Annotated in this window: 11 protein-coding genes and 2 tRNA genes; 6 read left to right on the top strand and 7 right to left on the bottom strand. The window is 72.1% G+C overall.

The window, feature by feature from the left end; translation table 11 throughout:
- Positions 1-71 precede the first annotated feature (71 nt).
- Complete coding sequence (ilvD, locus tag JJI54_RS17245; protein WP_203074248.1) at positions 72-1,790, bottom strand: dihydroxy-acid dehydratase; 1,719 nt, start codon at positions 1,788-1,790, stop codon at positions 72-74.
- 145 nt (positions 1,791-1,935) lie between these two features.
- Here ilvD and JJI54_RS17240 point away from each other — a divergent pair, with 145 nt between their 5' ends.
- Positions 1,936-2,499: a Uma2 family endonuclease gene (locus JJI54_RS17240; RefSeq protein WP_203074247.1), complete on the top strand. Its 564-nt coding sequence runs from the start codon at positions 1,936-1,938 to the stop codon at positions 2,497-2,499.
- Positions 2,500-2,503: 4 nt separating this feature from the next.
- Here JJI54_RS17240 and JJI54_RS17235 read toward each other — a convergent pair whose 3' ends face one another.
- Together JJI54_RS17235 and JJI54_RS17230 are read right to left on the bottom strand one after the other, a co-directional pair.
- Positions 2,504-2,689 (bottom strand): hypothetical protein, encoded by a 186-nt coding sequence (locus JJI54_RS17235; protein WP_203074246.1) that lies wholly within the window; start codon positions 2,687-2,689, stop codon positions 2,504-2,506.
- A 5-nt stretch (positions 2,690-2,694) separates the two neighbouring features.
- Positions 2,695-5,385, bottom strand: a complete 2,691-nt coding sequence (locus JJI54_RS17230) for a valine--tRNA ligase (RefSeq protein WP_203074245.1) — start codon at positions 5,383-5,385, stop codon at positions 2,695-2,697.
- A 102-nt stretch (positions 5,386-5,487) separates the two neighbouring features.
- On the opposite strand from JJI54_RS17230, the gene JJI54_RS17225 reads away from it, so the two are divergent.
- Positions 5,488-6,447 (top strand): Bug family tripartite tricarboxylate transporter substrate binding protein, encoded by a 960-nt coding sequence (locus tag JJI54_RS17225; RefSeq protein WP_203074244.1) that lies wholly within the window; start codon positions 5,488-5,490, stop codon positions 6,445-6,447.
- 19 nt (positions 6,448-6,466) lie between these two features.
- On the opposite strand, the gene JJI54_RS32760 is transcribed toward JJI54_RS17225, so the two are convergent.
- The 3 genes from JJI54_RS32760 to JJI54_RS17210 form a co-directional block, all read right to left on the bottom strand.
- The gene (locus tag JJI54_RS32760; RefSeq protein ID WP_203074243.1) at positions 6,467-6,955 is read right to left on the bottom strand and encodes a DUF2497 domain-containing protein; all 489 of its coding nucleotides are present in this window, start codon (positions 6,953-6,955) and stop codon (positions 6,467-6,469) included.
- Between the two features lie 67 nt (positions 6,956-7,022).
- A complete protein-coding gene (locus tag JJI54_RS17215) occupies positions 7,023-8,438 on the bottom strand; it encodes a TolC family outer membrane protein (RefSeq protein WP_203074242.1) in 1,416 nt (471 codons plus the stop codon).
- A 108-nt stretch (positions 8,439-8,546) separates the two neighbouring features.
- Positions 8,547-9,332, bottom strand: coding sequence for a protein-L-isoaspartate O-methyltransferase family protein (locus JJI54_RS17210; RefSeq protein WP_226381839.1), 786 nt, complete (start codon positions 9,330-9,332; stop codon positions 8,547-8,549).
- 37 nt (positions 9,333-9,369) lie between these two features.
- Here JJI54_RS17210 and JJI54_RS17205 point away from each other — a divergent pair.
- Both JJI54_RS17205 and JJI54_RS17200 read left to right on the top strand, forming a co-directional pair.
- Positions 9,370-9,440, top strand: a tRNA-Cys gene (locus tag JJI54_RS17205).
- A 116-nt stretch (positions 9,441-9,556) separates the two neighbouring features.
- Positions 9,557-9,631, top strand: a tRNA-Asn gene (locus JJI54_RS17200).
- Positions 9,632-9,712: 81 nt separating this feature from the next.
- Here JJI54_RS17200 and JJI54_RS17195 read toward each other — a convergent pair.
- On the bottom strand, positions 9,713-10,054 hold the full coding sequence (locus JJI54_RS17195; protein WP_203074241.1) for a hypothetical protein: 342 nt from the start codon (positions 10,052-10,054) through the stop codon (positions 9,713-9,715).
- A 91-nt stretch (positions 10,055-10,145) separates the two neighbouring features.
- Between JJI54_RS17195 and JJI54_RS17190 the strand changes: the two genes are divergently transcribed.
- Together JJI54_RS17190 and JJI54_RS17185 are read left to right on the top strand one after the other, a co-directional pair.
- Entirely contained in the window at positions 10,146-10,826 is a 681-nt protein-coding gene (locus JJI54_RS17190) for an HAD hydrolase-like protein (protein WP_203074240.1), read from the top strand.
- 58 nt (positions 10,827-10,884) lie between these two features.
- Positions 10,885-13,548 (top strand): calcium-binding protein, encoded by a 2,664-nt coding sequence (locus JJI54_RS17185; RefSeq protein ID WP_203074239.1) that lies wholly within the window; start codon positions 10,885-10,887, stop codon positions 13,546-13,548.
- Positions 13,549-13,550: the final 2 nt, after the last annotated feature.

The raw sequence follows: 13,550 nt of genomic DNA, 5'->3' as shown, positions 1-13,550 counted from the left end.
CAACCCCGCGGGCGCCACGCGGCGGCGGCATGGCGGCACCGTGGCGGGCCGCCATGCGTTCCGTCAGCGCTTCACTGGTCGGCGTAGATGTGGCTCTCCCCGGCCGCGCCGGGATGCGTCACGGCACCCTGCGAGGCGGGGCCGACGAGCTGCGCGTATTTCCACAGCGCGCCGCTGGTGTAGTCCGTCTTGCGCGGCGTCCAGGCGGCGCGGCGGGCCTGCATCTCGGCCTCATCCACCAGCACGTCGATGGTGCCCTTCTCGGCATCGATGACGATGCGGTCGCCATTCTTCAGCAGCGCGATGGGCCCGCCGACCGCCGCTTCCGGCCCGACATGGCCGATGCAGAAGCCGCGCGTGGCGCCGCTGAAGCGGCCATCGGTGATGAGGGCCACCTTGTCGCCCATGCCCTGGCCATAGATGGCGGAGGTGGTGGACAGCATCTCCCGCATCCCCGGGCCGCCCTTCGGGCCCTCGTAGCGGATGATGATGACGTCGCCCGGCTTGTAGGCGCGCATGTCCACGGCCTTGAAGGCATCCTCCTCGCAATCGAAGCAGAGCGCCGTGCCCTCGAAGCGCAGGTTCTTCATGCCGGCGATCTTCACGATGGCCCCCTCCGGCGCCAGCGTACCCTTCAGCGAGACGACGCCGCCGATGGGGGAGACGGGGTCGGAGGTCGGGCGCACCACATCCTGGTCGCGCGGGACGATCACCTCCCGGTGGTTCTCCGCCAGGGACTTGCCGGTGACGGTGATGGCATCGCCGCGGAGATAGCCGCCTTCCAGCAGCGCCTTGATGATGACGGGCACGCCGCCGACGTTGAAGACATCCAGCGCGACATACTTCCCGCCGGGCTTGAGGTCCGCGATGTGCGGCGTGGCGCGCATGATCTCGGCCACGTCGTGGATGTCGAACTTGATGCCGGCCTCATGCGCGATGGCGGGCAGGTGCAGCGCGGCGTTGGTGGACCCGCCGGTGGCGCCGACGATGGCGGCGGCGTTGAACAGCGCATCCTTGGTGACGATGTCGCGCGGGCGGAGGTTGCGGCGGATCAGCTCCACCACCGCCTTGCCGGATTCGACCGCCCAATGGTCCCGCCGCTGGTCGGGCGCGGGGGCGCCGGCGGAGCCGGGCAGCGCCAGGCCGATGACTTCGGAGATGCAGGCCATGGTGTTGGCGGTGAACTGGCCGCCGCAGGCGCCAGCACCGGGGCAGGCATGCTCCTCCAGCTCCTGCAGCTCCTCGTCGGACATGTTGCCGGCGGCGTGCTGGCCCACGGCCTCGAACACGTCGAGCACCGTGACGTCCCGCCCGCGATGCTTCCCCGGCATGATGGAGCCGCCATACATGAAGACGGAGGGCACGTTGAGGCGCACCATCGCCATCATCAGCCCCGGCAGTGTCTTGTCGCAGCCGCCGAGCCCGACCAGCGCGTCATAGCAATGGCCGCGCATCGTCAGTTCCACGCTGTCCGCGATGATGTCGCGCGAGGCCAGCGAGGACTTCATGGACTGGTGGCCCATGGCGATGCCGTCGGTGACGGTGATGGTGGTGAATTCGCGCGGCGTCGCGCCCGCTTCCTTCACGCCGACCTTCACGGATTGCGCCTGGCGGGAGAGGGCGATGTTGCAGGGCGCGGCCTCGTTCCAGCAGGTGGCGACGCCGACGAAGGGCTGGGCGATCTCCTCCTTCGTCAGGCCCATCGCGTAGTAGTAGCTGCGATGCGGCGCGCGTTCCGGCCCCACGGTGGTGTGGCGGCTGGGCAGCTTCGACTTGTCCCACTGGGTCATGCTGGCGGTCTTCCCTGTTCCCGTCGGCGCGTTCCCTGTCCCGGCCAGGGCCGCCCGATCCCTGCCCCTGCCTGCCACAAGGCGCGCTTGCGGGTAAGGGGGGATGGTGGCGTAGGGTGCGCGCGGTCCCCATATCCTGGACGCCATGTCCGAACAGACCGAACTGCCGACCGAGAGCATGACCGTCGAGGCGTTCTGCGCCTGGGTGGATGCGGCTCCGCGCCCCCGCTGCGAGCTGGAGGAAGGCCGCGTCGTCGCCATGGCGCCGGAGCGGGCGATCCATGGCGAGGCGAAGGCCGCGGCCTGGCTCGCGCTGCGGAACGCGATCCGCGCCGCCGGCGTCGATGGCCGGGCCTATCGGGACAGCCTGGCAGTCGCCGTCGGGCCGAGTACCGCCTACCAGCCGGATGTGCTGGTCAATTGCGGACCGCGGCCCGCGCCGGCCGCCCTAGTCGCCCCCAACCCCGTGATCGTGGTGGAGGTCAGTTCCCCCTCCACCAGCCGCGTCGACGCGGTGGCGAAGTTCCTCGACTACATGCGGCTCGACAGCATCCGGCACTATCTGCTGATCGACGCCGTGAAGCGGATCGTCGTCCACCACCGGAAGGAGGCGGATGGGCGGATCATGACCATGATCCTTCCCACTGGCCCCCTCACCCTCGACCCGCCCGGCATCACCGTCCAGGTCGAGAGCCTCTTCGAGGACTGACAGCTCAGCCGATCACCAGCAGGTAGCCCACGCCCAGCACCAGGCCCGCCATCGCCGTCAGCGCCTGCGCCTCAGGCTTGCTCACGACATGGCTGCCTATCCGCCTTCCCGTCAGCAGCGGCGTGCCGAGCAGCACCGGCAGGCTGAACAGGAAGATGGCGGCGAAGAGCTTCAGCGTGCCGGAATCCATCGCCTCTACCCGGCGATCCGCGCCATGGCGGCATCGAGGCGCGCCATCTCCGCCTGCGCGGCGGCCAGGCGTTCCCGGTTCTCCTCCACCACCTCCTCCGGCGCGCGGGCGACGAAATCGGCGTTGCCGAGTTTGCCGCTGATCTTCTTCGCCTCGCCCTCCGCGGCCGCGCGGGCCTTGGCGAGGCGCGTGCGCTCCGCGGCCAGGTCGATGACGTCGGCGAGCGGCAGCATCACCGTCGCCTCCCCCACCACCACCTGCGCGACACCCTTGGGCGCCGCGCCCTCCAGCGCCTTCACCTCGGTCGCGCGGGCCATGCGGCGGATCACGTCGAGCCAGGCCTCCGCCCGCGCCAGCGTGGCGCCGGAGGCACCGGAGAGCAGCAGCGGCACGGTGACGGAGGGCGGGACATTCATCTCCGCCCGCACGGCCCGGACGTCGCCCACGAAGGAGACCACCCAGTCCAGCTCCTCCCGCGCCGCCTCGGCATCCCGCACCTCGGCGGCCGCCGGCCAGCTTTCCCGGATCAGGGAGCATTCGGGGCCATAGCCGAAGAGGTGCCACAGCTCCTCCGTGACGTAGGGCATGGCGGGGTGCAGCAGCCGCAGAATGGTGCCGAAGACATGCTGCGCCGCGCCCTTCACCTCGGCCTTCGCGGCCTCGTCGCCGCCGTTCAGCACGGGCTTCGCGAATTCGAGGAACCAGTCGCAGAAGCTGCCCCAGGCGAAGCGGTAGCAGGCATTGGCGTATTCATCGAAGCGATAGGCTTCCAGCGCCGCCGTCGCCTCCGCCACCGCGCGGTTCGCGCCATCCAGGATCCAGCGGGAGAGCGGCAGCGTGGCCGAGGCGGGGTCGAAGCGCTTGTCGGCCGCGATCCCGTTCATCTCCAGGAACCGCGCCGCGTTCCACAGCTTGGTGCCGAATGAACGAAAATCCTCGACGCGCTTGCGGCCGAGCTTCACGTCGCGGCCGGGGCCCGTGAGGGAGGCGATGGTGAAGCGGAGCGCATCGGCACCGAAGGCGTCGATCAGCTCCAGCGGGTCCATGACGTTGCCCTTGGACTTGGACATCTTCTGGCCCTTCTCGTCCCGGACCAGGCCATGGATGTAGACGTGCCGGAAGGGCACCTCCCCCATGAAGTGGATGCCCATCATCATCATGCGGGCGACCCAGAAGAAGATGATGTCGAAGCCCGTCACCAGCACATCGCCGGGATAGTACTTCGCCAGTTCCGGCGTCTTCTGCGGCCAGCCCAGCGTGGAGAAGGGCCAGAGCGCGCTGCTGAACCAGGTGTCCAGCACGTCCTCGTCCCGCACCAGCGTCACGTCGCGGCCGAATTTCTCGCGGGCGAGCGCGGCCGCTTCCTCCTCGGACTTGGCGACGAAGACTTCCCCATCCGGCGCGTACCAGGCGGGGATCTGGTGGCCCCACCAGAGCTGGCGGGACACGCACCAGGGCTGGATGTCGCGCATCCAGGCGAAGAAGGTGTTCTCCCACTGCCGCGGCACGAAGACGGTCTGCCCGGTCTCCACCGCCTTGATGGCGGGCTGCGCCAGCGTCTTCGCATCCACGTACCACTGCATGGTCAGCCGCGGCTCGATCGGCACGCCGCTGCGGTCGCCATGCGGGACCTGGTGGGTGTGGGGCTCGATCTTCTCGAGCAGGCCCAGCTCCTCCAGCTTGGCCACGATCGCCTTGCGCGCGGCGAAGCGCTCCATCCCGTCCAGGCCGCGGACGAAGTCGGGATCGCCGCCATCGGCGGTCAGCGCCGCGCCGATCTCCGCCACCGTCACCTTGGCGTCGGCATCGAGCACCGAGAGCATCGCCAACCCGTGGCGCCTGCCGACCTCGAAATCGTTGAAGTCATGCGCCGGGGTGATCTTCACCGCGCCCGTGCCCTTCTCGGGGTCGGAGTATTCATCGGCCACCACCGGCACGCGGCGCCCGGTCAGCGGCAGGATGACGTTCTGCCCGACGAGGTCGGCGAAGCGCTCATCCGTCGGGTGCACGGCGATGGCGGTGTCGCCCAGCATCGTCTCCGGCCGCGTGGTCGCGACCGTCAGGAAGCGGCCGGGCTGACCCTCGACGGGGTATTTCAGGTACCAGAGGCTGCCCTTCACCTCCCGGCTCTCCACCTCGAGGTCGGAGATCGCGGTCTGGAACACCGGGTCCCAGTTCACCAGGCGGCGGTCGCGGTAGAGCAGGCCCTGGCGGTAGAGGGTCACGAAGACCTCCCGCACCGCCTCCGACAGGCCCTCATCCATGGTGAAGCGCTCCCGCGGCCAGTCGAGCGAGGCGCCGAGGCGGCGGAGCTGCCGGGTGATGGTGCCGCCGGACTGCGCCTTCCATTCCCAGACATGGGCCAGGAAGGCCTCCCGCCCCATGGTCCGGCGGTCCAGCCCCTGGCTGCCCAGCAGGCGTTCCACCACCATCTGGGTCGCGATGCCGGCATGGTCCGTGCCGGGCTGCCACAGCGCGTCCCGCCCCTGCATGCGGCGGTAGCGCGTCAGCATGTCCTGCACCGACATGGTCAGGGCATGGCCGATATGCAGGCTGCCCGTGACGTTGGGCGGCGGGATCATGATGGTGAAGGGCTTCGCGGCGGAAGCCGGGTTGGCGGCGAAGGCGCCGCTCTCCTCCCACCCCTTGTAGAGGCGGGCTTCCACGGCGGCGGGGTCAAAGGATTTGTCGAGCATGGCGGCATCCCTTCCCCGCCGGCGCGCGCGCGTCAAGGGCGCGTGGCTTGCCGCGCGCGGGGCCGCGCCGCATCCTGCCGCCAACCACACGGGGGAACGACCATGCGCGCGACACGCCGCGGAGTCTTGCTGGCAGCCCTGGCCTCACCGGCCGTGGCGCAGCCCGCCTGGCCGTCCGGCCCCATCCGCATCATCGTCCCCTTCCCGCCCGGCGGCAGCATGGACACGATCACGCGGCTGCTGCAGCCGCGCATCGCCGCCGATCTCGGCCAGTCCATCGTCATCGAGAACCGGCCCGGCGCCTCCGGCGCGCTCGGCACCGCCGTCGCCGCGCGGGCGCCGGCGGATGGGCTGACCTTCGTCATGGTGTTCGACAGCCATGCGGTGAACCCGTCCTTCATCCCGAATCTGGGCTTCGACCCGAAGCGGGACCTCCAGCCCGTCAGCCTGGTGGGCTCCGCGCCCATGATCATCACGACGCATCGCGCCCGGCCCTGGCAGACGCTCGCGGAGGTGATCGCGGCGGCGCGCGCCAGGCCGGATACCATCACCTATGGCTCCATCGGCGTCGGCAGCCTGGCGCACCTCACCATGTCCCGCCTGCAGCAGCTGGCGGGGGTGACGATGATCCATGTGCCCTATCGCGGCGGCGGCCCGATGAGCGCCGCGGCCGCGGCCGGGGAGCTGGACATGCCCGTCGCCTCCCATGCCGGGCTCGGCGGGCAGGTCGGCGTCTCGCTCCGCCCCCTCGCCCAGACCGGCGCGCGGCGGTCGAGCCTCTTCCCGGACCTGCCGACGGTGGCGGAAGCGGGCGTGCCGGGCATCGATGCCCTGGCCTGGTGGGGCATGCTGGCCCCGGCGCGGGTGCCGGCGGAGATCGTCACGCGCATGCGGGACGCCATCGTGAAGGCCCTGCAGGTGCCGGAGGTGCGGGAACGCCTGAGCGGCCCGATGGGTGTCGAGATCGTCGGCAACACGCCGGCCGAATTCGGCGCCTTCATCGACCGCCAGACGGAAACCTGGGCCGCGGTGATCCGGGAGAACAACATCCGGCCGGAGTGACCCCCGGCCGGCGGGCGCCTCAGGGCAGCGCCCGGCCCACCACGCGCTCGATCTCGGCGCGCACCAGCCGCTCCACCAGCGGCGGCAGGTGCTGGTCGAGCCACTCCTTCAGCAGCGGGCGGAGTTCCTCCCGCACCACATCCTCGATGGTCGGGCCGCTTCGATAGACCGGCGCCTGGCGTTCCGCCGCCACGCTGCGCAGCAGCTGGCCGAGCGCCGCCGTGGTGGCGGCCGCGACGGCCGGGGCGACCAGCCCTTCCATGGAAGGCGCGGCCGGCACCGGCGCGGCGGCCACCGGCAGGGGCTGCGGCGGGCCCTCCGGCTCCGGATCGGCCGGCAGGGCGACATGGGTGGGCGCGGCCTCGGGCTCCGGCGGCGGCGGGCTCGCCACCAGCATCGCCTCGGTCAGTTCCAGCGGCTCCGCCGCCGGCGGGCCGGCGGGGCTCGGGGTGGCCGGCGTCTCGTCCTCGTTCAGGATGCGGCGGATGGAGGCGAGGATGTCGTCCATCGCCGGATCCGCGCCCTGCCCGGCGCCCGGTGCCCCGCCCGGCTTGCCGCCCGCGCCGCTCATGCGCTCAGCGCCCCGTGGCCGGGTTGTAGTCGCCCCAGCCGGCCCAGCGGTTCCGGACCTCGCGGTAGTAGCCTTCCATGTCGTAGAGCTGCACGGGCAGGTTCAGGTCCCGCGCCGTCAGGCGGCCCAGCGAGGACGCCAGGCTGTGGGAGGCGGTGATGACGTTGGCCAGCGCCCGCACCAGGCTGACGCGGGCGTTCAGCAGTTCCTGCTCGGCGTTCAGCACGTCGAGCGTCGTGCGGCTGCCGACCACGGCCTCCCGCTGCACGCCATCGAGGGCGATCTCGGCCGCGCGGATCTGGGCGCGCACGCTCTCCACCTGGGCGCGGGCGGCGGTCAGCGTCTCCCACGCCTGGGTCGCCTGCTGGGTGGCGGCGCGGCGCTGGTCCTCCACCACCTGGCGGGCCTGCTGCGCGCTCTGCCGCGCCTGGCGGACGGCGGCATGCTCCGCGCCGCCCTGGTAGAGCGGCACGGTCAGGTTGGCCGTGACCTGCGTGCCGTTCTGGCGCAGGCCATCGGTGGTGGAGTTGTCGTTGCGGAAGGTGGTGCCGGTGACGCTGACCTGCGGCAGCAGGGAGGCGAAGTTCACATCCACCAGGTCCCGCGCCGCCGCTTCGTCGAACAGCGCGGCGACGACGTTCGGGTTGTTCTGGCTGGCGATGGCGCCGGCTTCCCGCGCATCGGCCACCGGCACGCGCAGCGGCTGAGGCGCCACCAGGCGCTGCGGCGGCTGGCCGACCAGGCGGGCGAAGGTGGCGCGGGACTGCTGGAGGCGCCCTTCCGAATCGGCGCGGGAGGCGCGGGACCCCGCGAGCCGGCTTTCCGCCTGCGCCACGTCCGTGCGCGTGATCTCGCCGACCCGGAAGCGTTCGTTGGTGGCCTGGAGCTGGCGGGTCAGCACCTGCTCGTTGTTGATGTTGAGGCGGACCTCCTCCTGGTCCCGGATCACGGCGACATAGGCGTTGACCGTGTCCTGCATCACCTGCTGCTCGGTCGCGATCAGGCGGGCGCGCTGCGCCAGCACCTGGTTCTCCGCCCGGCGGGTGGAGGCGGTGGTGCGGCCGCCGCGATAGATCGGCTGGGTGACGGAGGCCTGGTTGCTCACCACGTCGCGCGACCGCCAGGGGCTGACGGTGCGGGAGGTGTTGGTGGGCTCGTTGGAGCCGACGATGGAGCTGGTGGCCTGGCCCACGCTGCTGGTGATCTGCACCGTCGGCCGCCAGCCCGCCAGCGCCTGGGGCACGTTCTCATCCACCGCGCGAAGCTGGGCGCGGGCGGCCTGCAGCGTCGGGTTGTTGGCATAGGCCATCGCCAGCGCTTCCTGCAGCGTCTGCGCCTCGGCCGGGCGTGCGGTGGCGTACAGCGCGGGCGGCGACAGCATCAGGGCGGTCAGGGCAAGCGCGTGGCGGGACAGCGTCATGGTCTGGCGGCTCCTGCGGCCCGCCGAGCATAGCGGGTCCGTCCGGGGATCAAAGACAAAGCGGCGCGCGCCCGGGGGTGCCGGGGCCGCACGCCGTATATCGTTACGTCAGAACACGAAACCAGGAGCCGGCTGGAAAGCCGGCAGCGGCACGGTGGCGCAGTCGAAGGCATCGGTCACGCCGAAGCTGCCGCCGGCCTTGCGGCCGATCACGGCCCGGGGCCCGGCGGCCGGCCCGCGGGCGGCCAGGATCGCGGCCAGGCGCCCGCCTTCCGCCAGCTGGGCGCTGAGCGCGGCGGGAATGGCGGGGACCTCGCCCTCGATCAGCACGGCGTCATAGGGGGCGGCGGCTTCATGCCCCTCCGGCAGGCTGCCCGCCACCAGCGTCACCGCCCCGGCGGGGAACAGCCCGCCCAGCGCCGGCGCCGCGATGGCGCGGAGCGCCGCATCCTCCTCCAGCGCCGTCACGCGGGCGCCGCAATGGGCCGCGACGGCGGAGAGGTAGCCGGTGCCGGCGCCGACCACGAGCATCCGGTCCCCGTCCCGCAGGCCGAGCAGCTGGATGAGCCGCGCCGTCACCATCGGCGTCAGCATGGCGCGGCCGCCGGGCAGCGCGATGATCCCGTCGCCATAGGCCCGGGCGGCCAGGGCGGGGGGCAGGAAGCGTTCGCGCGGCAGGTCCAGCATGGCGGCGATGACGCGGGGGTCCGTCACCTTGTTCGGGCGAAGCTGCCCATCGACCATCCGGCGCCTTGCTTCCGTGGTGTCGAGCGCGGTTAACAATTCCATCGTCGCAGCCTCATGCATCACGCGGTTATACGGGCCGCCGCCGCGGCGGCCAAGCGGCGCCGCTGCGGCGCAACACGCCGTCACATCGCCGGCGCGCTTGACCATCGGCGCTGCCTGCCGGATATGGGGGCGCACCACCTGGGGCCGCGTGGCAGAGTGGTGATGCAGCGGACTGCAAATCCGTATATGCCGGTTCGATTCCGGCCGCGGCCTTGATTTTTTCCTGCCTTCCGGGGCGGGGGCGCGCCGACCGGGGTCGGTTTCGCTTTCTGGTCCGGAGGGTCTTTACCCGGCGTCGGGCGCTCGCTATAGCCCGCCGCCTTGGCTGATCCGGCGTGGCGCAGCGGTAGCGCAGCGGACTGTTAATCCGTTGGTCGTTGGTTCGAATCCAACCGCCGGAGCCATCTTCCCCCCCCCGCGAAACTCCCCCCACGAAACTCATCGCGCCGCGAATGGCGCGGCAGGTCCTGCCGCGCCGGCGCGCGCTATTGCGCGCTCATCCCGCGGTCGGTCACCGTCACGTCGGTGATGCGGCAGATATCCACCTGGCGCAGCTCCACGCTCTGCCCGGTGTCCAGCACCGCCTTGAAGTCGTAGAGGCCGCTATAGGCGGCGCGGAAGGCGCGGCTGCGGCCGGCGGGCAGCACATCGGCGCCGAGTTCGTCCCGCGTCCAGTTCGGGTTGCTGGAGCGGTCGAAGTAGATTTCCGTCACCGTCCGGCTGGACCGGTTGTGGAAGTTGAAGCGCGTATCGCAGCTTTGCGCCTGCGCCGGGGCAACGGCCGTGATGGCGAGCAGGGGCAGGGCGAAAAGGGCACGGCGGAGCATGGGACGTTCCTGGAGGCGCGGGATTGCGCCGCGCGCGAACGCTAGGCGCGATTTCGTGAGCGAATAACCAACCCGCCGGCACATGACGGAAATGACACGCAACGCACAGGACCGGGCCGAGGGCGGCCGCGCCCGCCTCCTGCTCCTCGATTTCGACGGCACGCTGGCCGACAGCCGCCCCTGGTTCCTGGGCGCGCTGGACGATGCCGCGCGCCGCTTCGGCTTCCGCCGCATCACGGCGGAGGAGGCGGAGGCGCTGCGCGGCCTGCCGACCGCGGCCATCCTGCGGTCGCTGCGCGTGCGGCCCTGGCAGGTGCCGATGATCGCGCTGCATCTGCGCCGCCTGGCCGCGCAGGCGCCGCCGCCGCCGCTCTTCCCCGGCATCCCTGCCCTGCTGGCGCGGCTGCAGGCGGCGGGCACGGCGCTGGCGCTCGTCACCTCGAACGCCGAGGCGAATGCCAGGCTCGCCCTCGGCCCGGCCGCCGGCGCCATCGTGCACTGGTCCTGCGACGCCTCCCTGTTCGGCAAGCCGGCGCGCATGCGCGGCGTGCTGGCGCGCGCCGGCATCCCGCCGCGCGAGGCCGCCGCCATCGGTGACGAGATCCGCGATATCGAGGCCGCGCGCCGCGCGGGCATCCGCATCGCCGCCGTGACCTGGGGCTATGCGACGCGGCCCGCCCTTGCCGCGGCGCGGCCGGATGCGCTGATCGACAGCGTGGCGGACCTCGCCACCTGGCTGGGGCTGGACCCCGCCGCACCAACCCGGGGTTGACCTGCCGCGCTATACTTACTTGTCTTCGCGCCGTCACGGAAAGGCATGGTTGTCCGACATGGTGCGCAGGGCCGGCTCGCAGGCTGATGACCGGATCAATGGCAGCACGGGGGCGGACAGCCTTCTCGGCCTGGAAGGCGCCGATACGCTGTTCGGCGGGCTGGGCGCCGATACGCTGGATGGCGGCCCGGGCCTCGACCTCGTGCTCTACGGCAATACGCCGACCGTCATCGACATCCCCGGCGGGATCCTGGGCGGGGAGGCAGAGGGCGACCTGCTGATCGACATCGAGGCCTTCCGCTTCGGCTCGGCGAATGACCGCGTGGTCCTGGCCGACGCGCTGGACGGCGTCTTCCTCCGCCTCGGCGCGGGCGACGATACCGCCCTGGGCGGCCTGGGCGGCGACCTGATCCTGGGCGATGGCGGGAATGACAGCCTGCACGGCATCGCCGGCGACGACCTGCTGCTGGGCGGCGCGGGCAACGACACCGTCTTCGCCAGCGGCGGCAGCGCGCGGGCGGAAGGCGGCAGCGGCGACGATTCGCTGATCGCGCTGAATGGCGGCGACACGCTGCTGGGCGGCAGCGGCGACGATACGCTGACCGGCTTCCTGCTGGAGATGCCGGAACTCGGCATCGGCGAACGGCGCGGCCGCGATGTCATGCGCGGGGGCGATGGGGACGACCTCATCAGCGCCAGCACGCTCGGCGTCTTCGCCAAGGGCGATGCGGGCGACGACACGCTGATCGGCCTCGGCGCCGCCGACCGGCTGGAGGGCGGGTCGGGCCACGACGTCATCGATGCGGATGGCCAGGTCATCGACCCCGCGGCCCCCGGCGGCGACGACACCATCCTGGGCGGGGATGGCGACGACATGGTCCTGGCCGGCGGCGGCGACGACCGGATCGATGCGGGCGACGGCGCCGACACCATCCTCGGCACCGGCGCCAACGGGCTCGGCACCGGCCGGGACAGGGTCCTGGGCGGCGGCGGGAATGACCTGGTCATCGAGGGCGATGGCGACGACAGCATCGATGGCGGCACGGGCGACGATACGCTGGTCGGCGATTCCGGCGCGGATACGCTGACCGGCGGCGAAGGGGCGGATTCGCTCTGGGGCGGCGGCCCCTATGCCGTCACCATCATCCTCGGCGATCCGGCGGATACGCTGTCCGGCGGCAGCCTGCAGCCCCCGCCGGGCGGCTTCACGGCCAACCGGCTGGATGGCGGCGCCGGCGACGATACGCTGCGCGGCGACTGGGCGGCGGACACGCTGCTGGGCGGCGATGGCGATGACCACCTGGTCGGCGATGCGGTGGAGTTCCTGCTGCCCGGCCAGATCCCGGCCGGCGCGACGCAGCAGGACAGCCTGGTGGGCGGCGCGGGCAATGACTGGCTCCAGGGCTACATGGGCGACGACACGCTGCTGGGCGGCGCGGGCGCCAATACGCTGGACGGCGGCCTCGGCCTGGACTGGGCGGTGTTCTCCGACGCCGCGACCCACGCCACCGCGGGCGGCGCCACCTGGGACGGCGGCTCCAGCCGCTTCGTCTCGATCGAGGCCTTCCGCTTCGGCGCCGGCCAGGATGTGTTCGAGGCCGGCGAGGAGGCCGCCCGGGCGGAACTCGGCGAAGGCGACGACCGGGCAAGCGGCGGCGGCGCCGCCGATACGCTGGCCGGCGGCGGCGGCGCCGACACCCTGCTGGGCGCCGGGGGCGATGACCGGCTGGATGGCGGCGACGGCGATGATTCCCTCATCGGCGCCGACGCCGATACCATCGATGGCGGCCGAGGCGCGGATACGATCCGGCCCGGCGAGGGCGCCGGCAGCGTCATGGGCGGCGACGGCGACGACGTGATCCTGACCGCGGAGCTGGTCGCCGTCGATCTCGGCATCCTCGCGCCGGAAGCCGGGGACGACACCATCGCCGGGGGCCGGGGGCATGATCGCATCGTCGAATCGGGCGGGGCGGACAGCCTGTCCGGCGATTCGGGCAACGACACGATCAGCGCGGGCCTCGGCGCCGATACGCTGCTCGGCGGCGCGGGCAGCGATTTCCTCTGGGGCGGGGACCTGGTCGCGATGGCGATCGGCGATGACGGCAACCTGCTGGATGGCGGCGCCGGGGCGGATACGCTGCGGGGCAGCTGGGGCGCCGATACGCTGCGCGGCGGCCACCAGGACGATGTGCTGCAGGGCGATGACTTCGACACCCTCTCCACCGATGGCCTGCTGGCCGGCGCCGCGCCGCATGACAGCCTGGATGGCGGCAGCGGGCAGGACTGGCTGCGCGGCATGGGCGGCCAGGACACGCTGGCGGGGGGAGACGGGGGCGATACGCTGCAGGGCGGCAGCGGCGATGATTCGCTCAGCGGCGGCAGGGGGAACGACCTGCTGCAGGGTGGCCCCGGCCGCGACCTGATCGAGGGCGGCAGCGGCGCCGATACGCTGCTGCTGGACCTCGCCGGCGGGCTCGACGTCCTGCTCGACATGCGGATCGGGCAGGACCGGCTGCGCTTCGCGGAGGAGCTGCCCGGCATGACGGCCGTGACGCTGACGCGCGGCGCCGTGGCGCAGGGGGATGCCGCCCAGCTGGTCTATGACCGCGCGACCGGCCTGCTGTCCTGGTGGGCGGATGGCGCGGCGGGGGGTGGGATGGAGCTGCTGCTGCTCGCCAACCGGCCCAACCTCTCGGCGGCGGATATCGACCTGTTCGGCTGACG

It is taken from the genome of Falsiroseomonas ponticola (assembly GCF_016805305.1).
Taxonomy (GTDB): domain Bacteria; phylum Pseudomonadota; class Alphaproteobacteria; order Acetobacterales; family Acetobacteraceae; genus Falsiroseomonas; species Falsiroseomonas ponticola.
The sequence above is the reverse complement of the archived record's forward strand: the minus strand, read 5'-3'. Positions and strand labels throughout refer to the sequence as shown.